A 25,298-nucleotide genomic window follows, 5' to 3' on the forward strand; every position below is an offset into this window, starting at 1 on the left:
GCCCAGTCAGCACCCGCCCCGGACGACACGGCGCCCGCAGCCGCGCTGCCCGGCCAGGAACTCAGCGCCCGCACGCTATATACCTTCCTGCTGGCCGAAATCGCGGGCGCACGCGGCGAGATCGGCGTCGCCGTGCAGGCCTATGCCGACCTCGCCCAGCGCACGCGCGACCCGCGCATTGCGCGCCGCGCGATGGAAGTCGCGCTGTATGCGCGCAACATGCCCGCGGCGATCGACGCCGCCCGCATCTGGTCCGAAGCCGAGCCCGACTCCGAGGAAGCGCGCCGCATCCTCGCCGGCCTGCTGGCCGGCGGCGACGGACAGCTCGAACAGGTCCAGGCACAACTCGCACGCCTGCTCGCGCAGTCCCCCGAGAACCTCGACAACCACCTGATGGGCCTCAACCGCGCCTTCTCGCGCGTGCAGGACAAGGAAGCCGTCAAGGGCATCGTGATGCGCCTGACGGAGCCCTACACCAGCCATCCCGAAGCCCATTTCGCCCGCGCCCAGGCCGCCGTCGGCGCCGGCGACATCATGGAATCCATCGCATCGATCGACACCGCGCTGCGCCTGCGCGCGGACTGGGAGCCCGCCGTGCTGTTCAAGGCGCAGCTCCTGTCGCAATCCGGCGCGATGCAGGAGGCCACGAAACTCGTTCGCGAATACCTCGAGCGCCACCCCGACAGCCGCAACGCCCGCCTCGCCCATGCGCGCGCGCTGGTGTCGACGCGGCAGTTCGAGGCGGCGCGCGCGGAATTCCGCCGGCTGCTCGACGGCGCGCCCGACGACCGCGAGCTGATGTACGCCGTCGGCCTGCTGTCCGCCCAGCTGGAAGACTACGACGTCGCGGTGACCCAGCTCGAACGCGCACTCAACGCCGGCCACCCGGACGACGACAGCATCCGCCTCAACCTCGGGCAGGTCGCCGAACGGCGCAATGACAGCGAAACCGCCCTGCGCTGGTATCGTGCTATCGAACCGGGGCCGCAGCACTTCGACGCCCAGTTGCGCATCGCCTCGGTGCTCGCACGCGACGGCAAGCTCAAGGAAGCGCGTGAGCACCTGCGCGGCGTCAAGGTCGAACAGTCCGAGCGCAAGCGCCTGCTGCTCGCCGAGGCCCAGCTCCTGCGCGGCGCAGGCAAGGACGCCGAAGCCTTCGAGCTGATCGACGGCGCCCTGCGCGACAACGCCGACGACACCGACCTGCTGTATGAATCGTCGATGCTGGCCGAGAGCCTCGGCAAGCACGAGATCATGGAAGGGCGGCTACGCAAGCTGATCGCGCTGCGCCCGGACTTCTCGCACGCCTACAACGCGCTGGGCTACTCCCTCGCCGACCGCGGCCTGCGCCTCGACGAGGCCGAGGCGCTGATCGTGCGCGCACTCGAACTCACCCCCGACGACCCCTTCATCCTCGACAGCATGGGCTGGGTACGCTTCCGCCGCAACGACGCGGCCGGCGCCCTCGCCCACCTCGAAAAGGCCTACGGCATGCGCCAGGATCCCGAGATCGCTGCCCACCTCGGCGAAGTGCTGTGGACCCTCAAGCGCCAGTCCGACGCATCGCGCGTGTGGGACGAGGCGCTCAAGACCAACCCCGACAACGACGCGCTGAAATCCACCGTCAAGCGCCTGCGCGGCCAATGAAGCGCGCAGCCCCCCGGACCGCCGTGCGGGCGTTCGCCGCGACGCTCGCGGCTCTGGTGCTGGCCGGCTGCGCGAGCCAGACGGCACGCAGCCTCGCCGCCGTGCCGCGCCCGGTGGCCGCGGCGTTCGAGCTTGAAGGACGCCTCGCCGCCAGCGACGGCGAACGCGCCGCGAACGGATCCATCACCTGGTCGCACACGCCGGTCGCCGACGAATGGACCGTGTATAGCCCGCTCGGGCAGATCGTCGGCCAGCTCGTGCGCACCCCGCGCGGCGCGATGCTGCTCACCGCCGACGGCAGCGCCGAGCAGGCCGCCGACGCCGACACCATCCTGCCGCGCCTGCTGGGCGTTCCCGCCCCGATCGACGGACTGCAGCACTGGGTGCAAGCCTCGACCCGACCCGGCGCGCGCGTGCTGAGCCTCGACGAAGCCGGCCGCCCGACACGCATCTCCGACGCCGGCTGGATCATCGACTACGTCGAGTACGCCGGCCCGGCAGCCGACGCCCCGCCGCGCCGCATCGACGCCACCTGGGGCGATGCCCGCATCCGGCTCCTCATCGACCAATGGACGCCCCGCCGTTGACCCGCCTCGAACGCTGTCCCGCACCGGCCAAGCTCAACCTCTTCCTGCACGTCGTCGGCCGCCGCGCCGACGGCTATCACCTGCTGCAGACTGCCTTTCGCATGCTCGACTGGGGCGACAGCCTCGACTTCGGCCTGCGCGCGGACGACGCCGTGCGCCGCACGACCGAAGTCGCCGGCGTACCGGCGGAACAGGATCTCGTCGTGCGCGCGGGCCGCTTGCTGCAGCAGGCGACCGGTTGCCGCCGCGGCGCGGACATCTCCATCGACAAGCGCCTGCCCATGGGCGGCGGCCTGGGTGGCGGCAGCTCCGACGCCGCAACCACCCTGATCGCGCTGAACCGCCTGTGGGGCACCGGACTGAGCCGCGCCGCGCTCGCGCATCTGGGCCTGCAGCTCGGTGCCGACGTGCCCTTCTTCATCTTCGGGCGTGACGCCTTCGCCGAGGGCGTCGGCGAGGAACTGCAGCCGCTCACGCTGCCGCCGGCGTGGTACGTCGTCGTCGCACCGCCGGTGCTGGTGCCCACCGCAGAAATTTTCCGCGCAGAGGAGTTGACGCGAAACACGGAACCAATCAGAATTACGGACTTCGCAGCAAGCACCACCCGTAACGATCTGCAACGCGTAGCATGCAATCGGTATCCAGAGGTCGGTGCGGCAATCGAGTGGCTGGCGCAGTTTGCGCCCGCGCGGATGACCGGATCGGGCGCCTGCGTGTTTGCCGAGGTTGACAGCGAGATGGAAGCGAACGACATCGTCCAAAAGTGCCCTGCGCCGATGCGGGCATGGAAGGCGAAAAGTCTGGCAAGACATCCGTTGAACGACTGGCTCGATTGAGCGGGCGAAACAGGTTTCATTGGGGAGTCGCCAAGTTGGTCAAGGCACCGGATTTTGATTCCGGCATTCGAGGGTTCGAATCCTTCCTCCCCAGCCAACACATTCGGGCAGGCCTCGCGCCTGCCCGAGTCGTTTTTACCCTGCCATTCTAGCGGCATCGGAGATTCGGACATGGCCTACGGCAGCCTGATGGTCTTCACCGGCAACGCCAACCCCAAACTCGCGGCGGATGTCGTGCGCAGACTGGGCATTTCCATCGGCTCGGCCACGGTGGGCCGCTTCTCCGACGGCGAGGTCAACGTCGAGCTGCTCGAGAACGTGCGCGGCAAGGATGTCTTCATCCTCCAGCCGACCTGCACGCCGACGAACGAAAACCTGATGGAACTGGTGGTCCTGGTCGACGCCCTCAAGCGCGCGTCGGCCGGCCGCATCACCGCCGCCATCCCCTACTTCGGCTACGCCCGCCAGGATCGCCGCCCGCGTTCGGCGCGTGTGCCGATCACCGCGAAGGTGGTCGCCAACATGCTGCAGGCCGTCGGCGTCCAGCGCCTGCTGACGATGGACCTGCACGCCGACCAGATCCAGGGCTTCTTCGACATCGCCGTCGATAACGTGTATGCCGCACCGGTGCTGCTCGCCGACCTCGACAAGCAGAACTACGACGACCTGCTGGTCGTCTCCCCCGACGTCGGCGGCGTGGTCCGTGCGCGCGCCTTCGCGAAGCGCATGGAATGCGACCTCGCGATCATCGACAAGCGCCGTCCGAAGGCCAACGTCTCCGAAGTCATGAACATCATCGGCGAGGTCAAGGATCGCACCTGCGTGATCATGGACGACATCGTCGACACCGCCGGCACGCTGTGCAAGGCGGCCACCGCGCTGAAGGAGCACGGCGCCCGCCGCGTGCTGGCCTACTGCACGCACGCCGTGCTGTCGGGCGCCGCGGTCTCGCGCATCTCCGAGTCCGACCTCGACGAGCTGGTCGTCACCGACACGATCCCGCTGCGCGACGACGCCAAGGCCTGTTCGCGCATCCGCCAGGTTTCGGTTGCCTCGCTGCTCGCCGACACCATGCTGCGCATCAGCAACGAGGAATCGGTCAGCTCGCTGTTCATGGAATGAATTTCGTCCCCGGCTCTGCCGGGGATTCAACCCATCCGTCTGGTCGCGGACGGATCGTTTCAACCAGGAGTATCGCAATGCAAATCGAATTCAAGGCCACCAAGCGCGTGGAACAGGGCACGGGTGCGAGCCGCCGCCTGCGTCGCGCCGGCCAGATCCCGGGCATCATCTACGGTTCGGGCGAAGCCCAGGCCATCGCTCTGGACCACAACGAGCTGTACCACCTGCTGCGCAAGGAAGCCTTCCACGCATCGATCCTGTCGGTGAACGTCGACGGCGTGAAGCAGCCCGTCCTGCTGCGTGACACCCAGTGGCACCCGTTCCGCCAGCAAGTCCTGCACCTGGACTTCCAGCGCGTCGATGCGAGCCAGAAGATCCACCTGAAGGTGCCGCTGCACTTCGTGAACGGCGACGTGAGCCCGGCCGTCAAGCTCGGCGGCTGCATGATCTCGCACACCATCACCGAAGTCGATGTCTCCTGCCTGCCGGGCAACCTGCCGGAGTTCATCGAAGTCGACCTCGCCAACCTGCAGGCCGGCGAGTCGATCCACGTGTCGCAGCTCCCGCTGCCGGCCGGCGTCGAGCTGGTTGCGCACGGCGAGGGCGACCCGGTCGTCGCGACCGCCGTCACCGTCAAGGGCGCTGCCGCTGAAGAAGGCGCCGAAGGCGCTGCTGCCTGAGGCTGACGCCTCGGGAAGCCCCGCCGGGATGACGCAGGAACCGACACGATGAGCGCCGCAGCACCGCGTCTCATCGTCGGCCTCGGCAATCCCGGCGCCGAATACACCGAGACCCGGCACAATGCCGGGTTTTGGTTTTGTGAGCGCCTTGCCGACAAGCTCGGCGTGCGCTTCAGCCACGAATCGCGTTTCCACGGCCTGGTCGCCAATGCCCGCGAAGCCGGCGTCTGGCTGCTGATGCCCCAGACCTTCATGAACCGCTCGGGGCAAGCCATCGGCGCCCTCGCGCGCTTCTACCGCATCACCCCGGCCGAGATCCTCGTCGTCCATGACGAACTCGACATCCCTCCGGGCCAACTGCGCCTGAAATTCGGCGGCGGCCTGGGCGGCCACAACGGCCTCAAGGACACCTCGGCCCATCTCGGCACCAACGACTACTGGCGCCTGCGCATCGGCATCGGCCATCCGGGCGACCGCAACGAGGTCGTCAACTTCGTGCTGAAGCCCGCGCGCCGCGAGGAGCAGACGCTGATCGACGAAGCCATGGAACGCGCGCTCGCGACCTGGCCGACGATCGCCCGCGGCGACTGGAACGCTGCCGGAACCCGCCTGAATGCCCGTCCGGCCGCACCCAAACCGGCCAAATCCAAGGAAGAACCCAGCCCATGAGCCTCAAATGCGGCATCGTCGGCCTGCCCAACGTCGGCAAGTCGACCCTCTTCAACGCCCTCACGAAAGCCGGCATCGAAGCGGCCAACTACCCGTTCTGCACCATCGAGCCGAACGTCGGCATCGTCGAGGTGCCCGATCCGCGCCTCGCCGCGCTGTCCGAGATCGTCAAGCCGCAGAAGATCCAGCCCGCGATCGTCGAGTTCGTCGACATCGCCGGTCTGGTCGCGGGCGCGTCGAAGGGTGAAGGCCTGGGCAACCAGTTCCTCGCCAACATCCGCGAGACCGACGCGATCGTGCACGTCGTGCGCTGCTTCGCCGATGACAACGTCGTGCACGTCTCCGGCACCGTCGATCCGATCCGCGACATCGAGGTCATCGATACCGAACTCGCGCTGGCCGACATGGCCACCGTCGAGAAGGCCGTCAATCGCTACAAGCGCCCCGCCGCGGCGGGCGACAAGGACGCCAAGATCCTCGTCGCGGTGCTGGAGAAGTGCCTCGCCCAATTGAACGAGGCGAAGCCGGTGCGCGCGCTGGACCTCAGCAAGGAAGAATGGGCGAGCCTCAAGCCCTTCTGCCTGATCACCGCGAAGCCCGTGCTGTATGCGGCAAACGTCGCCGAGGACGGCTTCGAGAACAATCCGCACCTGGACGCCGTGCGCGCCCACGCGAAGGCGGAAGGCGCCGAAGTCGTGGCGCTGTGCGCCGCGATCGAGGCCGAGATCGCCGACCTCGACGACGCCGACAAGAAGGATTTCCTCGAGTCGATGGGCCTTGACGAGCCGGGCCTGGATCGCCTGATCCGCGCCGGCTACAAGCTGCTGGGCCTGCAGACCTACTTCACCGCCGGCGTGAAGGAAGTGCGCGCCTGGACGATCCACGTCGGCGACACCGCCCCGCAGGCCGCGGGCGTGATCCACACCGACTTCGAGCGCGGCTTCATCCGTGCGCAGACGATCGCCTACGACGACTTCATCGCCTACAAGGGCGAAGCGGGCGCGAAGGAGGCGGGCAAGATGCGTGCGGAAGGCAAGGAATACGTCGTCAAGGACGGCGACGTCCTCAACTTCCTGTTCAACGTCTGAGCCGCCTCGCCGCTCCCCCCGAAAAGCCCGGTCCGCCGGGCTTTCTTGTTTCTGCCGTTCAGAACGGCACGGGGCTGACGAACTTCATCGGCCGCTTCGTTTCGGGGTGCGCGAACGCGAGCATCGCCGCGTGCAGGTGCAACCGCGGGTGACGCTCGGCGCTGTCGGGCGGGGCGTAGAGCGAATCGCCGAGGATCGCGTGACCGATCGTCATCATGTGGACGCGCAACTGGTGCGAGCGCCCGGTGACGGGCTCGAGCTCGACGCGCGAGACGGCTTCGGCGCCCATGCCGCTGCGCTCGAGGACGCGGTAGTTGGTCAGCGCGCGCCGGCCGTTCACGGGATCCACCATCTGGCGCGGGCGGTTCGGCCAGTCGACGATCAGCGGCAGGTCGACCTCGCCATCCTGCGAGAGGACGTGGCCGTGCACGAGCGCAAAGTAGCGCTTGTCCACCTCGCGCTTCTCGAAGGCCATGCTGAGCCGGCGGTGCATCTCCGCACCGCGCGCGAGGACGATCAGGCCAGAGGTGTCATAGTCCAGGCGATGGACGATGCGCGCATCCGGGTAGGTCTTCTGGATGCGGGCAATGAGGCAGTCCTGCTTGTGTTCGCCGCGACCTGGCACTGACAGCAGGCCGGCGGGCTTCTCGGCGACGATGATGTAGTCGTCGGCGTAGACGATCCGGGGTTCGAGATGTGGCACGTTAGTCGAGACGGAGAAAGCGGCTGAGCTTCGCGGTGCGTTCGCTGCAGATCGGGAGAGCGCCCATTCTAACGCCCGCCACGCGTGCCCGCCGGATGCTTGCGGAAGGTCCACAAGGCATTGCCGACGTAATGCCAGCCGAGCAGGATGGCCGTCGTGACGATCTGCGCGATGAGGTAATGCACGCCCACGAGATCGACGAACAGGTACATCAGCAGGGCATTCCAGCACAGGCCCATGCCGGCGATCGCGAGGAAGCGCGGCAGCGCCTCGATGTGGGCGCGGTCGGAGCGGAACACGAGGCTGCGGTTCATCGTGTAATTGACGAGCGCGCCGAGCAGGAAACCCGCGACCGATCCGACGATCGGATCGACGCCCGCGCCTTCGACCAGCGCGAGCAGCAGGGCGTAATGGGCGGCGGTGCCGACCGCTCCGACGGCGGCAAAGCGCAGGACGCGGCCGGCGTGGCCACGCAGACGATCGCGCACGCTCATTGCGGCGGACGCGGTTCGCGATCAGCGCCGACGAGCATGCGCCGGTCGCGCACGACGGCCAGGGCGACGCTTTCGCGCGCAACTTCACCGATGATCTCGCCCTTCACCGCCGTGTCGCAGTCCATGTGCGTCGGCGAGAGGAAGAAGTCGGCGGCACGCCAGTCGCGCGTGACCTCCAGCCCCGGCGCGAGCCACGCCGCGCCTTGCACCGATTCGGCGCATACGGCGACGGTCCAGGTGCGCGGTGCGGCCCCCTCGGCCGCGACGCGCGCATTGAGGAGTCCCGCCGCCTCGCGCAGCGCGTCGCCCCAGTAGTCCTGCTCCCAGCGCCCTTCGGTGCCGCGCAGGCCGCCGGTGAGGCCGTTGTAGGCTACGTACTCGTATGGATGCAGGCGCACGAGCGTCACGAGATGCGTGACGGCGAGCAGCGCACAGACGCCCCCGGCCAGCACGCGCATGGCCGGAAACCGGGCAAGGCGCGCCGCGGTCGCAACGAGTCCCGCGCCGCCGAGCACCGCCAGCGGCGGCAGCAGGAAGGTGAAATGCCGGATGCCGTTGTAGAGCGGCGGCGCCGCGAGCAGCGTGTAGGTGAGCGGAAATGCGGCTGCGAGCGTCACCGGCAGCCAGCGCAGGGTCGCGCTGCGGCCCTCTTCCGACGCGAACAGGCCGGGGAGCGCGCGCAGCGCGCTCAGCAGGGCGAGCGCGACGCCGAGCAGGAACAACTCGGGCAGGCGCACGAGCAGATAGCTCGCGAGGTAGTGGCCGGGCACCTCGCCGTTCTTCATCACCGCGCCGTCGAGGATCGTGTACAGCTCGAAGGAGAAGCGCGAGAAGGTCGTCATCGCCTTCACGAGGTTGCCGCCCGATTGCACCGCCCACGGCCAGAACACGCCCAGCAGCGCGAACGCGAGCACCGCCGAAGGCAGCAGCGCAAGGACCGCCCGCCGCAGCACGGCGAACCGCGCGCGGAGATCCGCGCCGTTCAGCCAGGCCGCCGCAAGCACGGCGACCCCGAGGTAGAACACCGCGAACACGGCGCCGACGCGCAGGCCGAAGGCGCAGCCGAGCGCGATGCCAAGGCCGACGAGATCGCCCGCCTTCACTGCCGGCAGGCGGCTTGCGAAACGTGTCGTGAAATACAGCGACCACACCATCGTCGTCGCGAAGGGCACGTCCTTGGTGTGCGTGAACATCGCGCCGGACCACGCACCGGTCAGGGCGAGAAGCGCGAGGGCGACCAGCCCCGCGGCCTCGCCCATCAGCAGGCGCGCGAGCAGCCAGGTGCCGGCCAGGCCGAGCAGGCCGAAACCTGCCGACAGCAGGTGGCGCAGATCCCACACGTTCATCGGCACGACGCGCTCGAGCGCCGCGGCGATGAGGTCGAAGAGGCCGCCGTAGAGATACAGGTTCTTGTAGGCGAAGGCGCTGCGGTCGGCGAAGCCCGAGGCGTAGAAGTCGAGCAGCAGGCGCCCGTAGACGTGCTGCACCTCCTCGTCGTTGCTGATGCCGTGCTGGTCGAACGCGAACAGCACATAGGCGCCGAGGACGGCGAACACGAGCAGCGCGAGGCGGAAGGCGAGCTGCGGCGACAAGATGCCTGCGGACGCGCCCGGCGCGCCCGGAACGACGGCACGATCGCTCACTTGGCCGCCTCGTCGAAGCCGATGCGCTCGGATACCAGGTACAGCGGCCGCTGCTTGACCTCGGTGAAGATGCGCCCGACGTATTCGCCGAGCACGCCCAGGCTGATCAGCTGGATGCCGGACAGGAACAGCACCGAGACGATGAGCGACGCATAGCCGGGGACGTCGATGCCGAAGATCGCGGTGCGCACCACCAGCCAGCCGCCGTACAGCACGGACAGGCCGGAAATGCAGATCCCGACCATCGACCACACGCGCAGCGGCAGCGTGCTGAAGGCCGACAGCCCGTCGATCGCGTAGCGCAGCAGGCGCAGCAGCGACCAGGCGGACGCCCCCGCGGCGCGCTCGGCAGGCTCGAAGTCGATCGTCTCCTGGCGGAAACCCACCCAGCTCGTGATGCCCTTCATGAAGCGGGTACGCTCGGGCAGGCTGTTGATGGCATCGACGACCGCGCGGTCGAAGAGGCGGAAGTCGCCGCCCCCCTCCTCCAGCGCGACCTCCGAGACACGCTTGAAGAGGCCGTAGAAGCCGCGCGAGAGCTGGCGCCGCAGCCAGGGATCGGTGTCGCGCGAGCGACGCACGGCGGTCACCATCTTCGCGCCGCTCTGCCAGCGCGCGAGCATCTCGGGGATGAGCTCGGGCGGATGCTGCAGGTCGCCGTCCATCAGCACGATGACGTCGCCGCGCGCCGCGCGCAGGCCAGCGGCCATCGCGGCCTCCTTGCCGAAGTTGCGCGCAAAGCGGATCGCCCGGATCGCGGGGTCGATGGCGGCCAGCGCCGCGACCTCGTCGAAGGTCGTGTCGCGGCTGCCGTCGTCGACAAAAACCAGTTCGTGCCCGGCCAAGGGCAAGCCGGCTATGGCCGCCTTCACGCGCCGGTGCAATTCCCCGAGCGAGCCGCTCTCGTTGTACAGCGGGATCACGACCGACAGCAGCGGTGGGGAAACGGGGGACGGAGCGGCACGCACGGGTGCGCGGGTGGTGGAAGCAGGCACGTTATTCCGGCGGATGATGGATGGGCGAGGCGCCAAACCTCGCAGGATAAACGCAAACGGGCGCTGGCGCGTTGACGCCGGAGCCGCTATAAGGAGGGCCATGAACGAACAGCCCTCCACCGACCGCCTTCCGGCCCGCCCGATCATCGTCTGCGCCGACGACTACGGCATCGCACCGGGCGTCAGCGAAGCGATCGCCGGACTGATCGCGGCCGGACGCCTGTCCGCGACGAGCTGCATGACTCCGCTGCCCGACTGGAAACGGCGCGCGGGCCTGCTGCGCAAAACCGTCGCGACGCATCCGGCCGACGTCGGGCTGCATCTCACGCTGACCGATCACGTGCCGCTCAGCGCGGCGACCGGATTCGCGCAGGCCGGCCGGCTGCCGTCGATGGGCCGGCTGCTTCCACGCGCGCTCGCACGGGCACTGCCGCGACAGGCGATACGCACCGAGCTGTGCGCGCAGCTGGACGCCTTCGAGGACGCCTGGAACGCCCCGCCCGACTACATCGACGGCCATCAGCACGCCCACGTGCTGCCGGGCATACGCGAGGTTGTCGTCGAGGAACTGTTGCGTCGCTACCCCGCCGGCTCGGTGTGGGTGCGCGATTGCTGCGAGCCGCTGACGCGCTGTCTGCAGCGTCGCACGGCCCTGCCGAAGGCCTTGCTGATCTCCACGCTCGGCGTCGGCCTGCACCGGCTGCTGCGCCGCCGCGGCCTGCCCGCGAACAGCGGCTTCGCGGGGCTGCACGACTTTTCCGGGCGGATCCCGTTCCGTACGCTGATGCAGTCCTTCCTCGCCGGCAGCGGGCCGCGGCCGCTCGTGCATGTGCACCCGGGCCGTGTCGATGACGAACTGCGCGCGTGCGACACGCTCACGACGCCGCGCGAGACCGAACTCGCCTACCTGGCCTCGCCCGCGTTCGCCGAGGACCTGGCTGCGGCGGGTCTGCATCCGGCACGCTTCGCCGCTTTCGCGCGCCCCGCGCCGGCGATCAGCCAGACCAGCCCGCCCGACGCGAGCAGCGGGTCGATCAGGTAGTCCCACAGGTTGCTCGATTCGAGCAGCTGCAGACGCCACATGGCGAGCGCGGCCGCGAGCGCCGTGGCGATCACCCACCGCCGCGCCGCGACCGCTGCAAGCGCGACAGCGCCAACCACCAGCGGCATCGCCGCACCGCCGTAGCCCCACGCATAGGGATCGACGGCCCCCAGCCCCAGCGCGGGCGGGTAGAACAGCAGCCCGGTGAGGGCAACCAGCGCCGCGACGAGCACGCGTTCGCCGCGCGGGAACACGCATGCGGACGCGCAGCGCGCGCACAGCAGGGCCCCGAGCGTTGCCACCGTCGCCACCGACGCGGCCCCGACCGCACCGCGCAGCACCGCCAGCAGGCTCGTTCCGCCAAGGGGCACCCACAGCAGCGTCGCGACCGCGAGCACCACCGCCGCGGCGGCTCCGGGCCGAGCGCGGAGTCCCGGCACGCACAGCGCGAACGCACAGGCCCACGCGAGGGAGTCGAACAGCGCGGGGATCACAGTCTTTCCTCCAGCCAGGCCCGGTTGAAGCGCAGATGGCGGATGAAGGAGCGATTCCACGTATACACGAGGTGGAAGTCGCCGTCGGCGCCGCGCACGAGATAGGGATAATCGTACTGCCAGGAGCAGGTCTCGCCGCGGCAGAGGTTCGCCTCGGCATTGCGCAACACGGAGTCCGTCGCCGGCCCCGGCCCGAGCGACTCGACGTCGCGCGTCAGCAGGGGGCGCAGCACGTCGGGGCCGAAGCTGCGGCCGAGGAACTCCTCGCGATCCTCGAAACGATGGATCGCGCGCCAGTGGCGGCCGTCGTCGTCGCTCACCAGGAGCGACAGGCGCAGCCGCTCGTCCTCGGTGTCGTTGGCCACCGCGATGAGGCGGCCGTCTTCCAGCGCGAGCGCGGCCAGCGCCGAATTCGGGTTCGCGAGATCGCTCGCCTCGACGGCGGACCACGTGCGCCCGCCGTCGCGCGTCTCGCTGCGCCAGGCGCGCGGCGGCTTGCTCTCGCCCGCAAAGCGCTGCAGCACGACCGCAGCCCGCGCATCCTTGACCAGGACCACCGGCTGCAGCGAACGGTTGCCGTGATCCAGACGCTGCTTGCGCCGCACCCGACCATCCGGCGTCAGCACGAGCAGTTCGCCGAACTTGCCGGCCATCTCGTGATACACCGGCAAACCGATGTCGCCGTCGGCGAAGAACACCGGGGCGCCCTTCGCGAGCGTGCTGAGGTTCAGGAACGGCGAGGCGACCAGCCGCGTCGCCGGAGCCCAGGTCCGCCCCTGGTCGGACGAACGGATCAGATTGAGGTGGCTGGTCGCCCAGCCGCCCACGGTCACGCTCACATACACGACCCACAGCTCGCCCGATGGCACCATGAAGGCGACCGGGTTACCCATCTTGCGCACGAGGCGGCCGAGATCGCGCGTCGTCTGCTCCGGCGTCGCGATCGTGAGCTGCTCGCCCCAGCGCCCGGCCGCCGGATCGAAGAAGGCGGCATGGACCTTCACGTCGGTCGCGCCCTCGCGCGAGCCGCCGAACCAGGCCGAGAACAGCCTTCCGTCGGGTAGCGCGGCGATCGAGGCGGCGTGCACGCGTGCCGGCTCGGCCGCATTCACGACGAAGCTCGCGAGCTGCGGCACGCTCGCCTCGCCACTGCGTGCCGGTGCCGCCGGGACGACGAAGCCCGCCGCCGGCGCAGTCTGAACCCCCGGCCAGGCCGCCCACACGCTCACGCCGGCGATCGCCGCGAAGGCCAGTGCACGCAGGCCGCGCGATGCTTTGCGATTCATTGCTGTCCTCCCCCCGTGACACGCAGCACGTAATGGCGCGACAAGGTCTGCTCGCGCCGGCCCGGATCGAGGAAGCGGATGTTGAGCCGCGTGACGCGGAACTCGGGGTTCTCGGCCAGCACCTCGACCCGCAGGCCGGCCTCCTCGATCGCCTTGCGTCCGCCCTCGCCCGCATACACCAGAACCGGCTCGCGGGCCGCCTTCAGCTCGTCCAGCGTCACCGGCCGGGTGAGTTGTCCGGTGTAGACATCGAAACTGTTCGCGCGCGCGTCGAGATGCCTCACCGCCCGGGTGTCGATGCCGCGCGCCTGCAAGGCCTGCGCCAGATTGTTGCCGGCCTGGTAGCGCAACAGCTGCGGATAGACGTTGAAGTTCTGCAGGAAATTGAACACCGCCGCCACCGCCACCGAAGCGAGCACCAGTCGCGCCATGCCCTGCGCCCGGCGCGCGAGGACGAGTCCTGCGACCGTCAATGCCACGGCACCGGCCGCGACGACGACGCGATCGAGCGGGAAGGCCCAGGCATTGAGCGCGAGCGCCAGCGCCCCCATCAGGCCCCACACCAGCCACTGCGCCAGTTTTGCGCCGCGCGGGGCCGGCGCCCGCATGCGCGGCACGAGCCAGGAGGCGAGCAGCACCGAGAACAGCGGCAGCAGGATGTTGAGGTAGTGCGGCAGCTTGAATCCGGAGCTCGAGATGATGCCGAACATCACCGCGATCGTGCCCAATGTCAGCATCTCCTGCCCGGGCACCGGCCGCAGCCGTGCCGCGACCAGTTCGCGCCCCCGCGCCCACACCGCCGCCGCGCCGAGCAGGCACCATGGCAGGAAGGCCCACAGGAAGGTGTGGAAGAAGAACAGCGGATCGCTCCCGCCCGCCGTGCCGAAGCGACCACCGGACAGGCGCTCGAAGTTCTGCGACCACAGGATGAACTTCACCCCGTCGATGCCGAATTGCTGGTAATAGGACCACAGCACCGGCGCTGCGAAGGCCAGGGTGAGCAGCGCCAGCACGAGCCAGCGCGGATCGAAGAGCCCGCGCCAGTCGCGGCGGTACAGCAGATGCACGAAGATCGCGATCGCCGGCATCGCCACGCCTATCATCCCCTTGGTCGCAAAACCCAGCGCGAGCCCCACTGCGGCGAGCACGAGGCTGGTCCAGCGACGGTAGTGCGCGAACTCCGCGAGCTGCCAGATCGAGAACGCGATCGCCGCGGTGAGCACCGCGTCCATGCGCACGTCGTTGTTCGCGAGGATGAAGGCGAGCGAACTCGCGAGCACGAGCGCCGCGACCCGTCCCACCTCGCGCGAATACAGCACACGCCCGAGGCCGTAGGTCGCATAGACGCCCAGTACGCTGAACAGCAGCGACGGCAGCTTGAACGCGAAGGTGCTGACGCCCAGCAGCTTGTAGGCGCCAGCCGCGAGCCAGAACAGCAGGTGGGGCTTGTCCAGGTAGGGTTCGCCCTGGGTCACGAGCGACGCATAGTCGCCCGTGAGGTGCATGTGCAGCGCGATCGTCGCGTGGTGCGCCGAATCGTTGTTCATCAGCGGCACGCAGAGGCCGCCCAGATACACCACGCCCAGCAGCAGGTAGAAGCCGTACAGGTTTCGGGAATCGGGCGTCACGATGGGTCGGGGCGGAAGCCTAAACAGGGAAACATGGTCGGGAACCGCAGGCGCCGGCGGGGCGCAGGTCGCCGGGGCGCGCAATGTTATCATGCGCGGCTTGCGCCCCTGCGACCGCGCCGCGACCGCACCCTCCACCGCCCCATGCCTCCCGCACCGCCACCGTACATCGGCCGCTTCGCGCCCTCCCCGACCGGGCCGTTGCATTTCGGCTCGCTCGTCGCCGCGATCGGCAGCTACCTGGAGGCGCGCAGCCGCGCAGGTCGCTGGCTGCTGCGCATCGAGGACGTCGATGCCCCGCGCACGGTGCCCGGCGCCGCCGACGCCATCATCGCGACGCTGGCACGCTTCGGCTTCGAATGGGACGGCGAAATCGCCTGGCAGAGCCGACGACTGGACGCCTATCGCGCCGCATTCGAACAGCTCAGGGCCGCGGGCGACGTCTTCCCCTGCGCCTGCACGCGCCGCGAGATGGCCGACTCCGCGCTCGCGCGCGACGGCTCGCGCATCTATCCCGGCACCTGCCGCAAGGGCCTGCCGCCCGGGCGCAGCGCCCACGCGTGGCGGGTGCGCGCACAAGGCACGGTGACGTTCGACGACCGCGTGCAGGGCCGGCAGGAAGAGGATCTCGCACGCGACGTGGGCGACTTCGTCGTGCTGCGCGGCGACGGGCAGTTCGCCTACCAGCTCGCGGTGGTGGTCGATGATGCGGCCGCCGGCGTCACCGACGTCGTGCGCGGCGCCGACCTGCTCGGCTCGACCGGCCGCCAGATCCACCTGCAGCATCTGCTTGGCGTGCCGACGCCCGGTTACGCGCACCTGCCGGTGGTCGTCAATGCGGCGGGCGAAAAGCTCTCGAAGCAGACGCTCGCGGCGCCGATCGACGTCCTGCCGCAGGGCACGGCGCTTGCGGCGGCGCTCGCCTTCCTCGGCCACCCGCCGCCCGCCGAACTCGCGCACGCCCCCCTGGCCGGGCTATGGGCCTGGGCGATCGCGAACTGGAAGCTCGAACGCGTGCCGCGACGGACTCAGGCGCAGGCCCCGGCCGGACTGGCCGCCACGCTCTCCTGAAGCCGGGCTACCACGAAATCGGCTCACAGTCGCGGAAGAAGCCGCCGCTCGGCCCGTCGTCGGGCAAGGTCGCAGCCCACACCACGACTTCGACGCCCTCCTCGGGCAGGCGCGGCGCCTCCGGCCCGCCGAGATCCGTGCGGCACCAGCCCGGGCACACCGAATTGACCTTGATCCGCGTCCCCGCGAGCTCCGCCGCGAGGATGCGCGTCAGCGCGTTGAGCGCCGTCTTCGACATGCGATAGGCGGGCGTGCCCGCATCCATTTCCGCCAGCTGTCCCATGCTCGAGGCGACATTGACGATCCGCCCCGCGCGGCTCGCTCGCATCAGCGGCAGCAGCGCCTGCGTGAGGCGCAGCGTCCCGACCAGGTTCGTCTCCAGCGTCTCGCGCAGCTGTTCGAGCGGCAGCTCGAGGATGCTGGTCGAATGGCGGTCGATCAGGATGCCGGCGTTGTTGACGAGCACGTCGACGCGACCGAAGCGCGCCGCGATCCAGTCGCGCAGCGCGATCACCGATGCATCGTCGGTGATGTCGAGCTGATGCGGTTCGATGACGTGGCCGCTGAGGGCGAGCTTGGAGCGCAGCGGCTCCAGGTCCTCCGGGTTGCGCGCCGTGGCAACCACCAGATGCCCGTCCATCGTCGCGAGCCGGTGCGCCGCGGCACGCCCGAGCCCGCGGCTGGCCCCGCTGACGACGGTGATGATGCGCTCTTCCATGATGAAACTCCCCGTCCCGCACCGAAGCGCGGCACCTCCGGACGAGCATCAGGAACGCAAGCGGACGTTGAGCTGGTCGACGATCTCGGCCCAGTCCGCATCCTCCTTCAGCTCCTCGCTGAGGAAGGCCGCCTGCTGCGGCGACCAGAACGGCGCCCGGGCGAGCTCCACGTCGCGCGGCAAGGGCGCATGCGCGGCGATGAAGCGTTCGATCTCTGCTTCGTCGGAAGGCAGCCCGAGCTGGGCAAACAGATGGCTCATCGTGTGGAGCGGCTGTTCCATGGCACACCTCCAGGGAATGGACGACGCCTGCGCGTCGCCGGACACGCCTTTGGACTTTCACGCCGCGGTCGAGTTCAGCCCGGCACGGAATCAGTCGTGCCGGCTGCCGTAGCCGGCCACGCCGATCGCCAGGCGCACGAGTTGGTACGCCGCCCAGCTCGCGACCCGGCGCAGTCGCGACAGGCGCCCCCAGTCGCCGCTGCGCAGTTCATGCGCGCCATTCGCGCGCGCGCGCTCGAGGCTCGCGCGCAGACTCGCCGCAAAGCCGGCATCGTCGATCACCACATTTGCCTCGCGGGCGAGCAGCAGACTGAACGGATCGATGTTGCTCGACCCCACCGTCGCCCACCGCCCGTCGATCGCGGCCACCTTCGCGTGCAGGACGCTCTGCCGGTATTCGAACAGGCGGATGCCGCGGGCGAGGAAGAAGGGGTACAGGGCACGCGTCGCGTACAGCAGCATCGGGTGATCCGACACCCCCTGCAGCAGCAGGACCACCTCCACGCCGCGTTCCGCGGCATCGACCAGCGCCTGGCGGAAGCGCCGCCCGGGGAAGAAATACGCGCACGCGATCACCACCTCGCGCCGGGCCGCACCGATCGCGTCGAGGTAGGCCTCCTCGATGTCGCGGCGATGGCGCAGGTTGTCCCGGATCAGGAAGCTCGCGCGCACGCTGCCCGCGGGATCGGTGCGCGCCGACGCAAGGAGCGGCTGCGGGCGCCGCTGCCGCAGCCCGGCCCAGGCAACCAGCCGCCACACGTGATGCACCGAGTGCAGGATGGGCCCGACCAGCGGCCCCTCGACGCGTACCGCGTAGTCGTAGCGCGGGTGCGGCGGACCGTCGGGCGTCAGGTCGTCGACGATGTTGATGCCGCCGACGAAGGCCACGCGTCCGTCGATGACGGCGAGCTTGCGATGCAGGCGGCGCAAGCGGTGGCGCCGCATCGCGAAGACGCGCAGCTCGCGCCGGTAAATCTGCACGCTCACACCGCTCGCGACCAGCCCCGGCATCAGCGAGCGCACGAAGCTGCGGCCGCCGAAGCCGTCCACCAGTACGCGTACCGCGACGCCGCGCGCGGCCGCACGGGCCAGCGCGGCCGCGACGCGCGCGCCGGCCTCGTCGTTCTCGAAGATATAGGTTTCGAGGAAGATCTCCCGCCCGGCGCATTCGATCTCCTGCAGCAAGGCCGGGAAATAATCGGCGCCGTTCTCGAGCAGGGTGATCGCATTGCCGCCGACGAAGGCGCTCACCCGGCGGGCTCCAGTTCCGCGGTCAGTGCGGCGTGATCGGAAATGCGTGACCAGGGAGGCCCGGAATGCACCGCTGCCTGCGTCACCGCGAAGCCCCGCACGTAGATGCGATCGAGCCGGAACACCGGCATCTTGCTCGGGAAGCTGCGCGGCGGGCGGCCGCGTCCGGCATCGAACGCATCGCGGACGCGCAGGCGCTCGACCAGCAGGTCCTGCGCCCGGTTGCGCCAGTCGTTGAAGTCGCCCGCGATGATCAGCGGCGCGCCGTCCGGCGCCAGCCGCTCCATGCGATCCGCGAGCGCCTCCATCTGCCGCCGCCGGCTGCCCGCGAAGAGCCCCAGGTGCGCACACACGCAGTGCACCGGCTGCGCCATGCCGGGCACCTGCACCTCGCAATGCAGCAGCCCGCGACGCTCGAAGCGGTGGTCGGAGACGTCCTGATTGCTCGCCGAAACGATGGGGAAGCGGCTCAGGATCGCGTTGCCGTGGTGGCCGTGGTCATACACGGCGTTGCCGCCGTAGGCCGTCTGGTGCCACACGTCCTGGGCGAGGAACTCGTGCTGCGGGGGCTCGGGCCAGTTCGCATGACGGCTCGCGTGCCCCAGATGCAGGCCCTGGACCTCCTGCAGGAACACGAGGTCGACATCGAGGCTACGCAGGCGGTCGCGCAGCTCGTGGATTACCATGCGGCGATTGAACTGCGAGAAGCCCTTGTGGATGTTGTAGGTGCAGATGCGCAGCTTCATGCTCCGGCCTCCGCACCGTCGGTCACGACACCGCCAGCATCCGGTCCAGCGCCACCTTGGCGAGTTCGGCCTCGTGCGGCGGCACCTGGATGTGATTGACGATCCTGCCGTCGGCGAGGTTCTCCAGCGTCCACGCCAGATGCTGCGGATCGATGCGCTGCATCGTCGAGCACATGCACACCGTCGGCGCCATGAACTGCACGATCTTGCCGTCCGGCTTCACTTCCTCGGCCAGGCGATTGACCAGGTTCAGCTCCGTGCCGACCAGCCAGTGCGTGTTCGGCGCCGCATTCTTGATCACGTTGATGATGTACTCGGTCGAACCGACGTAGTCCGAATTCACGCACACCTCGAGGCTGCTTTCCGGGTGCGAGATCACCAGGCCCTCGGGATGCTGCATGCGCCAGCGGCGGATATGGCTTTCCTGGAACATCTGGTGCACCGAGCAGTGCCCCTTCCACAGCAGGATCTTCGCATTGCGGATCTGCTCCGGCGTGAGGCCGCCGTATTCCAGGTCGGGATCCCACACCACCATCTGCTCGAGCGGGATGCCCTTCTTGTAGCCGGTCCAGCGCCCCAGATGCTGGTCGGGGAAAAACAGCACCTTCTCGCGCTGCGCGAAGGCCCAGTCGAGGATCACCGGCGCGTTCGTCGAGGTGCACACGATGCCGCCGTGCTCGCCGCAGAAGGCCTTCAGGTCGGCCGCCGAGTTGATGTAGGTCACCGGCGTGATGAGCGTGTCCGGCGTGCCGAGCACTTCGCGCAACTCGCGCCAGCAGCGCTCCACCTTGGCGAGGTTCGCCATGTCCGCCATCGAGCAGCCGGCCGCGAGGTCGGGCAGGATGGCCTTCTGGTGCGGCTGCGACATGATGTCGGCCACCTCGGCCATGAAATGCACGCCGCAGAACACGATGAATTCGGCGTCGGTCTGCGAGGCGAGCCGCGACAGCTTCAGCGAGTCGCCGGTGAGGTCGGCGTGCTGGTACACGTCGGCACGCTGGTAGTGATGGCACAGCAGCACGGCGCGCTCGCCCAGGCGGGCACGTGCGGCACGAATGCGCTCCTGGGCCTCGTCGTCGCGCAAGGCATTGAAACGGTCGAAACTGATGGTCGCGGTCTGCATCGTCTTCGGTATTTCTGTCGCAAGAATCATCAATCAAACCGGCAGCGTGCCGGCGGTTCAAACGGGCGAACGGGCGCGTTCAGCCCTGCTGCCAGGGCAGCCCGGCGTGGCGCCAGCCGCCGATGCGGTTGCGCTGGCCGTTCGCATCGCGGTCGCCCTCGAATCCCTCGAGCACGTTGTAGCAGCTCTGGTAACCGGCCTCGGTCGCGGCGCGCGCCGCCTTGTCCGAGCGCGCCCCCGAACGGCACAGGAACATCACCAGCGCCTCGGGGTCGACCTCGCGCTTGAACTGCGCGAGGAAGTGCGCGTTGGGCACATTGCCCGGATAGCTCATCCACTCGATCTCGACCGCACCGGGCACGCGACCGACCCAGTCCCATTCGGCACGCGTACGCACGTCGACCAGCTTCGCGCCGGGCGCGAGCCGCCACACCTCGCAGGCCTCGGCCGGGGTGAACGCGCCCGCGTACGGGAGCTTCATCTCCTGCGCACGCTGCTGGGCGAGGCGGAGCAGGTCGGTCAACTTTCCCATTGCATCCATCCGGATAGAATTGCTCGATCGGAACCTGAGTATACCCATACCGCTGGCGCCATGGACCACCCGACATCAGGCAAGTCGCGCGGAAGCCCCCCCGACGAGGCACGCAGCCGCGGCATCCAGCGCGTCGCGCTCGTCGCGATCGCCACGAACACCGCGCTAACCATCGGCCAGATCGCGGTCGGACTGTTCGCCAACGCCTTCAGTCTCGTCGCCGACTCCGCGCACACGCTGTCCGACCTGTTCACCGATCTCCTCGTCTTGCTGGCCGGGCGACGCGGCGCCGAACCGGCCGACCGCGACCACCCCTACGGCCACGGGCGCATCGAGACGGCCGTCTCGCTGCTCCTCGGGCTCGTGCTCGCCGGCGTGGGCATGGGCTTCCTGTGGAGTTCGGGCCTGCGCCTGCAGCACATGGACGCGGCCCTGCCACTGCACCCGGCCGCACTCGGCATGGCGCTCGCGACCCTCGTCGCGAAGGAGCTCCTGTTCCGCTACACCCTCACCGCGAGCCGGCGGCTGAAGGCGCCCGTGCTCGAAGCCAACGCCTGGCACGCGCGCTCGGACGCTGCATCCTCGCTGGTCGTCGCCGCAGGCATCGGCGGCGGCCTGGCCGGCTACCCATTTCTCGAACCACTCGCGGCCGCGGTCGTCGGCTTCCTGATCCTGCACATGGGAGTGAGACTCGGATGGAAGGCCGTGCGCGAACTCATCGACACCGGCCTGTCGGAGCAGGACGTGGCACGCATCCGCGACACCATCCGTGCGACCCCGGGCGTCATCGGCCTGCACGACCTGCGCACCCGCCGCATGGCCGACCGCGTGCTGTGCGACGCCCACATCCAGGTCGACCCGCGCATCACCGTGTCCGAAGGGCACCAGATATCCGACACCGTGTACTTCCGCGTGCGCGCCGCACACCCCGAAGTGCGGGAGGTCCTGGTGCATGTGGATGCCGAGAACGATGCGGCGATGCAGGGCACCGGGCTCGCGCCGCTGCCCGAACGCACCGAAATCGTGCATACCCTCGAAACCCTTTTCGACCGCCCGCTCGCGACACCTCCGCGCGTGTTGATCCACTACCTCGGCGACCGTATCGAGGCCGAGGTGATCCTCGGCGCGACCGACCTCGACGGCATCCCCCGCGACGAGCTGCGCCTGCGCATCGACACGCTGCTCGCCGAACGTCCGCACTACCGCACCATCACCATTCTGGGCAGGATTGCACCATGACAGTGCGCGCATCGCACATTGCGCACACTTTCGGTGCATTCTGATGATATTCCGCCATCCCGCCCTGGCTTCGCGCACGCCCCAGCCTCTCCCGCCCCGGCGCAACCACCGCCGCATCGCCCGCGTACACGCGCGTCCGCGATACGCGCGCCCGCCCTTGTGGCACAATGCCCGACAACGTCGAACTTGCGCATGGCACGGATACTGCTTACATCCGCTCCATCGGAAGTTTCCGTCACCAACAACCGCTTTCGCCTCTTTTCACCAGGAGTGAATATGAACGCTCAAGACGTCATGAAGATGATCCAGGAAAACGAAGTCCGCTTCGTCGACCTGCGCTTTACCGATACCCGTGGCAAGGAACACCACGTCGGCCTGCCCGTTTCGGCGTTCGAGGAAGATCACTTCGAGCACGGCCACCCCTTCGACGGCTCCTCGCTGGCCGGCTGGAAGGGCATCCAGGCCTCCGACATGATCCTCCTGCCGGAAGCCCGCACCGCCTACATCGACCCGTTCTTCGACGAAACCACCCTCGTCCTGACCTGCGACGTCATCGAGCCGTCCGACGGCAAGGGCTACGACCGCGACCCGCGCTCGATCGCCAAGCGCGCCGAGGCCTACCTGAAGAGCACCGGCCTGGGCGACACCGCCTTCTTCGGCCCGGAACCCGAATTCTTCATCTTCGACGCCGTCGAGTGGTCCGTCGACATGTCGGGCGTGTATAGCAAGATCATCTCGGAAGAAGCCGCGTGGTCGACCGCCGACAAGTTCGAAGGCGGCAACACCGGCCACCGTCCGCGCGTCAAGGGCGGCTACTTCCCGGTTCCCCCGGTCGACAGCCTGAACGACGTTCGCGCCGCCATGGTGCTCGCGCTCGAAGCCGCCGGCGTACCCGTCGAAGTGCATCACCACGAAGTCGCGAACGCCGGCCAGTGCGAGATCGGCACCAAGTTCAGCACGCTGACCCAGCGCGCCGACTGGACCCAGATCCTCAAGTACATCGTGCATAACGTCGCGCACCAGTACGGCAAGACCGCGACCTTCATGCCGAAGCCCATCGTCGGCGACAACGGCTCGGGCATGCACGTTCACCAGTCGATCTGGAAGGACGGCCAGAACCTGTTCGCGGGCAACGGCTACGCCGGCCTGTCGGAAACCGCCTTGTACTACATTGGCGGCATCATCAAGCACGCTCGCGCGCTGAACGCGATCACCAACCCGGGCACCAACTCGTACAAGCGCCTCGTGCCGCACTACGAAGCCCCGACCAAGCTGGCCTACTCGGCACGCAACCGTTCGGCCTCGATCCGCATCCCCTACACCGCCAACCCGAAGGGCCGCCGCATCGAAGCGCGCTTCCCGGATCCCCTGGCCAACCCGTACCTGTGCTTCGCTGCGCTGATGATGGCCGGCCTGGACGGCATCCAGAACAAGATCCACCCGGGCGATCCGGCCGACAAGAACCTGTACGACCTGCCGCCGGAAGAGGATGCACTGATCCCGACCGTGTGCACCAGCCTCGACCAGGCGCTCGAGTACCTCGACAAGGACCGCGAATTCCTGACCCGTGGCGGCGTGTTCTCGAACGACTTCATCGATGCGTACATCGCGCTGAAGATGGAAGAAGTCGACCGCATGCGCATCACCACCCACCCGGTGGAATTCGACATGTACTACAGCCTGTAATCCCCGGATTGCGCTGAGTCGAAGAGGGACGGGCATTGCCCGTCCCTTTTTTCTGGGGTCTAATGCCCCACGTATGCGTTGCGGGAGGGCCAGCCGCCACACCGGACGCATCCCAGACTCACCGACCGACGGACATGCGAACACTTCCGGTACTGCTCCTTCTGCTCGCATCACCCCTGGCCCAGGCTCAGGTCTTCAAGTGCGTCGACGCCAACGGCGCCGTCACCTACACCAACGACCGCAACCAGGGCCGCGGCTGCAAGCAGCTCAGCGACGACCAGGCCGTCTCTTCGGTTCCCGCCCCACCCAAGCGCTCGTCCGCGCAGCCGACGCCGTCGAACTTCCCCCGCGTCGCCCCTGATGCCCAGCGCGCCCGCGACGACACCCGACGCCAGGTGCTGGAAAAGGAGCTCGCCACCGAGGAAGCCGCCCTTGCCGAAGCCCAGAAAGCCGTCGCCGAGCAGGAAGGGCGTTACCAGGGCGCAGAGCGTCGGCTGCCTGTCGTCCAGGCCCGCCTGCAACCGCTGCGCGACACGGTCGAACTGCACCAGCGCAACATCGAGGCCCTCAGGAAGGAACTCGGCAACCTGAAGTAAGGGGGCGGCTGCCTGGCGTGTTTTTTGCGAGACCCGAGGGGATTCCGAGAACACACCCATGCCCACCACACCCAAACCCCCCGGTCTCGCAGGCCCCTTCGCCGGACTCGACCTGCTCTCGTCGGCCGTCGTCGTCGTCGACGACCACCTGCTGATCCGCTACCTCAACGCCGGCGCGGAGAACCTCTTCGCCGTCAGCCACCGCCGCCTCATCGGCGCGCCGCTGTCGCAACTCCTCGGCGAACCCGCCGGCCTGGCCGCCGCGCTCGACAACGCGCTGCGCAAGAACTGGAGCTATACCGGGCAGGACCTGAAGATCGCCCGCCCCGACGCCGAACCGCTGCATGTCGACTGCACCGTGAGCCCGGCCGAGGCGGCCGGCCTGCGCCTGCTCCTGGAGTTCCGCCCCATCGACGCGCAACTGCGCGTCGCGCGCGAGGAACAGCTGCTGCAACAGCAGCAGGCCAACCGCGAGCTGATCCGCAACCTCGCGCACGAGATCAAGAACCCGCTCGGCGGCATCCGCGGCTCGGCACAGCTGCTCGAGCGCGAGCTCGCCGATCCGCAGCTGCGCGAATACACCGAGGTCATCATCGCCGAGGCCGACCGCCTGCAGGACCTGATGAACCGGCTGCTGACCTCGCACTGCATGATGCGGCCGGACCAGCTCAACATCCACGACGTGCTCGAACGCGTGCGCCGCCTGATCCTCGCCGAGTTCCCCGAGATCGCGATCCGCCGCGACTACGACACGAGCCTGCCCGAGGTCACCGCCGACCGCGAACAGCTCATCCAGGCCATCCTCAACATCGCGCGCAATGCCGCGCAGGCGCTGGAAGGCCGCGGCGAGATCCGCCTGCGCACGCGCGTCGCACGCCAGGTCACCCTCGCGAAGCGCCGCTACAAGCTGGCACTGGAATTGCAAGTGATCGACAACGGCCCCGGCATCCCGGAGGAGATCCGCGACAAGATCTTCTATCCGCTGGTCTCGGGGCGCGAAGGCGGGAGCGGCCTCGGCCTGTCGCTGGCACAGAGCTTCGTCGAGCAACATCAGGGCATGATCGAAGTCGAAAGCCGCAAGGGCCGCACCTGCTTCACCATCCTGTTGCCGATCATCGACCGTGCCTGACGCCCCAGGAT

Annotated in this window: 25 protein-coding genes and 1 tRNA gene; 14 read left to right on the forward strand and 12 right to left on the reverse strand. The window is 68.8% G+C overall.

What is annotated here, in order from left to right:
* From GO615_RS22325 to ychF, 8 genes are all read left to right on the forward strand, one after another.
* On the forward strand, nucleotides 1-1,647 hold a 1,647-nt coding region (locus GO615_RS22325; protein WP_169132087.1), incomplete at its 5' end, for a tetratricopeptide repeat protein.
* Nucleotides 1,644-2,234, forward strand: a complete 591-nt coding sequence (locus GO615_RS22330) for an outer membrane lipoprotein LolB (RefSeq protein ID WP_169132088.1) — start codon at nucleotides 1,644-1,646, stop codon at nucleotides 2,232-2,234. The genes GO615_RS22325 and GO615_RS22330, both read left to right, overlap by 4 nt.
* Nucleotides 2,216-3,070: a 4-(cytidine 5'-diphospho)-2-C-methyl-D-erythritol kinase gene (ispE, locus tag GO615_RS22335; protein ID WP_169132089.1), complete on the forward strand. Its 855-nt coding sequence runs from the start codon at nucleotides 2,216-2,218 to the stop codon at nucleotides 3,068-3,070. Before GO615_RS22330 ends, ispE begins: the two co-directional genes overlap by 19 nt.
* A 20-nt stretch (nucleotides 3,071-3,090) precedes the next feature.
* Nucleotides 3,091-3,167, forward strand: a tRNA-Gln gene (locus GO615_RS22340).
* 74 nt (nucleotides 3,168-3,241) lie between these two features.
* A complete protein-coding gene (locus GO615_RS22345) occupies nucleotides 3,242-4,192 on the forward strand; it encodes a ribose-phosphate pyrophosphokinase (protein WP_169132090.1) in 951 nt (316 codons plus the stop codon).
* A 77-nt stretch (nucleotides 4,193-4,269) separates the two neighbouring features.
* Nucleotides 4,270-4,872 carry a 50S ribosomal protein L25/general stress protein Ctc gene (locus tag GO615_RS22350; RefSeq protein WP_169132091.1) on the forward strand — a complete coding sequence of 201 codons (603 nt, stop codon included), beginning with the start codon at nucleotides 4,270-4,272 and terminating at the stop codon, nucleotides 4,870-4,872.
* 48 nt (nucleotides 4,873-4,920) lie between these two features.
* Nucleotides 4,921-5,541 (forward strand): aminoacyl-tRNA hydrolase, encoded by a 621-nt coding sequence (gene pth, locus GO615_RS22355; protein ID WP_169132092.1) that lies wholly within the window; start codon nucleotides 4,921-4,923, stop codon nucleotides 5,539-5,541.
* Nucleotides 5,538-6,629, forward strand: coding sequence for a redox-regulated ATPase YchF (ychF, locus tag GO615_RS22360; protein ID WP_169132093.1), 1,092 nt, complete (start codon nucleotides 5,538-5,540; stop codon nucleotides 6,627-6,629). Before pth ends, ychF begins: the two co-directional genes overlap by 4 nt.
* A gap of 58 nt (nucleotides 6,630-6,687) precedes the next feature.
* Here ychF and GO615_RS22365 read toward each other — a convergent pair whose 3' ends face one another.
* The 4 genes from GO615_RS22365 to GO615_RS22380 all read right to left on the reverse strand — a co-directional run bounded on the left by GO615_RS22365 (nucleotide 6,688) and on the right by GO615_RS22380 (nucleotide 10,464).
* Nucleotides 6,688-7,332 carry a pseudouridine synthase gene (locus GO615_RS22365; RefSeq protein ID WP_169132094.1) on the reverse strand — a complete coding sequence of 215 codons (645 nt, stop codon included), beginning with the start codon at nucleotides 7,330-7,332 and terminating at the stop codon, nucleotides 6,688-6,690.
* Nucleotides 7,333-7,400: 68 nt separating this feature from the next.
* Complete coding sequence (locus tag GO615_RS22370; RefSeq protein WP_169132095.1) at nucleotides 7,401-7,826, reverse strand: GtrA family protein; 426 nt, start codon at nucleotides 7,824-7,826, stop codon at nucleotides 7,401-7,403.
* On the reverse strand, nucleotides 7,823-9,469 hold the full coding sequence (locus tag GO615_RS22375; RefSeq protein ID WP_169132096.1) for a glycosyltransferase family 39 protein: 1,647 nt from the start codon (nucleotides 9,467-9,469) through the stop codon (nucleotides 7,823-7,825). The genes GO615_RS22370 and GO615_RS22375 overlap by 4 nt, the downstream gene beginning before the upstream one ends.
* On the reverse strand, nucleotides 9,466-10,464 hold the full coding sequence (locus GO615_RS22380; protein WP_339380109.1) for a glycosyltransferase family 2 protein: 999 nt from the start codon (nucleotides 10,462-10,464) through the stop codon (nucleotides 9,466-9,468). Before GO615_RS22380 ends, GO615_RS22375 begins: the two co-directional genes overlap by 4 nt.
* A gap of 100 nt (nucleotides 10,465-10,564) precedes the next feature.
* On the opposite strand from GO615_RS22380, the gene GO615_RS22385 reads away from it, so the two are divergent.
* The gene (locus GO615_RS22385; RefSeq protein ID WP_169132097.1) at nucleotides 10,565-11,506 is read left to right on the forward strand and encodes a ChbG/HpnK family deacetylase; all 942 of its coding nucleotides are present in this window, start codon (nucleotides 10,565-10,567) and stop codon (nucleotides 11,504-11,506) included.
* Between the two features lie 490 nt (nucleotides 11,507-11,996).
* Here GO615_RS22385 and GO615_RS22390 read toward each other — a convergent pair whose 3' ends face one another.
* Both GO615_RS22390 and GO615_RS22395 read right to left on the reverse strand, forming a co-directional pair.
* Nucleotides 11,997-13,286 carry a sialidase family protein gene (locus GO615_RS22390; RefSeq protein ID WP_169132098.1) on the reverse strand — a complete coding sequence of 430 codons (1,290 nt, stop codon included), beginning with the start codon at nucleotides 13,284-13,286 and terminating at the stop codon, nucleotides 11,997-11,999.
* Complete coding sequence (locus GO615_RS22395; protein WP_169132099.1) at nucleotides 13,283-14,914, reverse strand: glycosyltransferase family 39 protein; 1,632 nt, start codon at nucleotides 14,912-14,914, stop codon at nucleotides 13,283-13,285. The genes GO615_RS22390 and GO615_RS22395 overlap by 4 nt, the downstream gene beginning before the upstream one ends.
* A gap of 144 nt (nucleotides 14,915-15,058) precedes the next feature.
* Here GO615_RS22395 and gluQRS point away from each other — a divergent pair, with 144 nt between their 5' ends.
* Nucleotides 15,059-15,985: a tRNA glutamyl-Q(34) synthetase GluQRS gene (gluQRS, locus tag GO615_RS22400; protein ID WP_169132100.1), complete on the forward strand. Its 927-nt coding sequence runs from the start codon at nucleotides 15,059-15,061 to the stop codon at nucleotides 15,983-15,985.
* A gap of 7 nt (nucleotides 15,986-15,992) precedes the next feature.
* On the opposite strand, the gene GO615_RS22405 is transcribed toward gluQRS, so the two are convergent.
* The 6 genes from GO615_RS22405 to GO615_RS22430 form a co-directional block, all read right to left on the reverse strand.
* On the reverse strand, nucleotides 15,993-16,703 hold the full coding sequence (locus GO615_RS22405) for an SDR family oxidoreductase (protein WP_169132101.1): 711 nt from the start codon (nucleotides 16,701-16,703) through the stop codon (nucleotides 15,993-15,995).
* Between the two features lie 48 nt (nucleotides 16,704-16,751).
* Complete coding sequence (locus GO615_RS22410) at nucleotides 16,752-16,985, reverse strand: DUF2789 domain-containing protein (protein WP_169132102.1); 234 nt, start codon at nucleotides 16,983-16,985, stop codon at nucleotides 16,752-16,754.
* Between the two features lie 90 nt (nucleotides 16,986-17,075).
* Complete coding sequence (gene clsB / locus GO615_RS22415; protein WP_169132103.1) at nucleotides 17,076-18,236, reverse strand: cardiolipin synthase ClsB; 1,161 nt, start codon at nucleotides 18,234-18,236, stop codon at nucleotides 17,076-17,078.
* Nucleotides 18,233-18,982 (reverse strand): endonuclease/exonuclease/phosphatase family protein, encoded by a 750-nt coding sequence (locus tag GO615_RS22420; RefSeq protein ID WP_169132104.1) that lies wholly within the window; start codon nucleotides 18,980-18,982, stop codon nucleotides 18,233-18,235. The genes clsB and GO615_RS22420 overlap by 4 nt, the downstream gene beginning before the upstream one ends.
* Nucleotides 18,983-19,004: 22 nt before the next feature.
* Nucleotides 19,005-20,105, reverse strand: a complete 1,101-nt coding sequence (gene nadA, locus GO615_RS22425; protein ID WP_169132105.1) for a quinolinate synthase NadA — start codon at nucleotides 20,103-20,105, stop codon at nucleotides 19,005-19,007.
* A 79-nt stretch (nucleotides 20,106-20,184) separates the two neighbouring features.
* Nucleotides 20,185-20,637 (reverse strand): rhodanese-like domain-containing protein, encoded by a 453-nt coding sequence (locus tag GO615_RS22430; protein ID WP_169132106.1) that lies wholly within the window; start codon nucleotides 20,635-20,637, stop codon nucleotides 20,185-20,187.
* A 60-nt stretch (nucleotides 20,638-20,697) separates the two neighbouring features.
* Here GO615_RS22430 and GO615_RS22435 point away from each other — a divergent pair, with 60 nt between their 5' ends.
* The 4 genes from GO615_RS22435 to glnL all read left to right on the forward strand — a co-directional run bounded on the left by GO615_RS22435 (nucleotide 20,698) and on the right by glnL (nucleotide 25,287).
* On the forward strand, nucleotides 20,698-21,876 hold the full coding sequence (locus GO615_RS22435) for a cation diffusion facilitator family transporter (RefSeq protein WP_169132107.1): 1,179 nt from the start codon (nucleotides 20,698-20,700) through the stop codon (nucleotides 21,874-21,876).
* Between the two features lie 276 nt (nucleotides 21,877-22,152).
* On the forward strand, nucleotides 22,153-23,562 hold the full coding sequence (gene glnA / locus GO615_RS22440; protein ID WP_169132108.1) for a type I glutamate--ammonia ligase: 1,410 nt from the start codon (nucleotides 22,153-22,155) through the stop codon (nucleotides 23,560-23,562).
* Between the two features lie 134 nt (nucleotides 23,563-23,696).
* Nucleotides 23,697-24,158 carry a DUF4124 domain-containing protein gene (locus tag GO615_RS22445; protein ID WP_169132109.1) on the forward strand — a complete coding sequence of 154 codons (462 nt, stop codon included), beginning with the start codon at nucleotides 23,697-23,699 and terminating at the stop codon, nucleotides 24,156-24,158.
* 58 nt (nucleotides 24,159-24,216) lie between these two features.
* Nucleotides 24,217-25,287 carry a nitrogen regulation protein NR(II) gene (gene glnL, locus GO615_RS22450; protein ID WP_169132110.1) on the forward strand — a complete coding sequence of 357 codons (1,071 nt, stop codon included), beginning with the start codon at nucleotides 24,217-24,219 and terminating at the stop codon, nucleotides 25,285-25,287.
* Nucleotides 25,288-25,298 lie beyond the last annotated feature (11 nt).

It is taken from the genome of Aromatoleum evansii (assembly GCF_012910805.1).
Classification (GTDB): domain Bacteria; phylum Pseudomonadota; class Gammaproteobacteria; order Burkholderiales; family Rhodocyclaceae; genus Aromatoleum; species Aromatoleum evansii.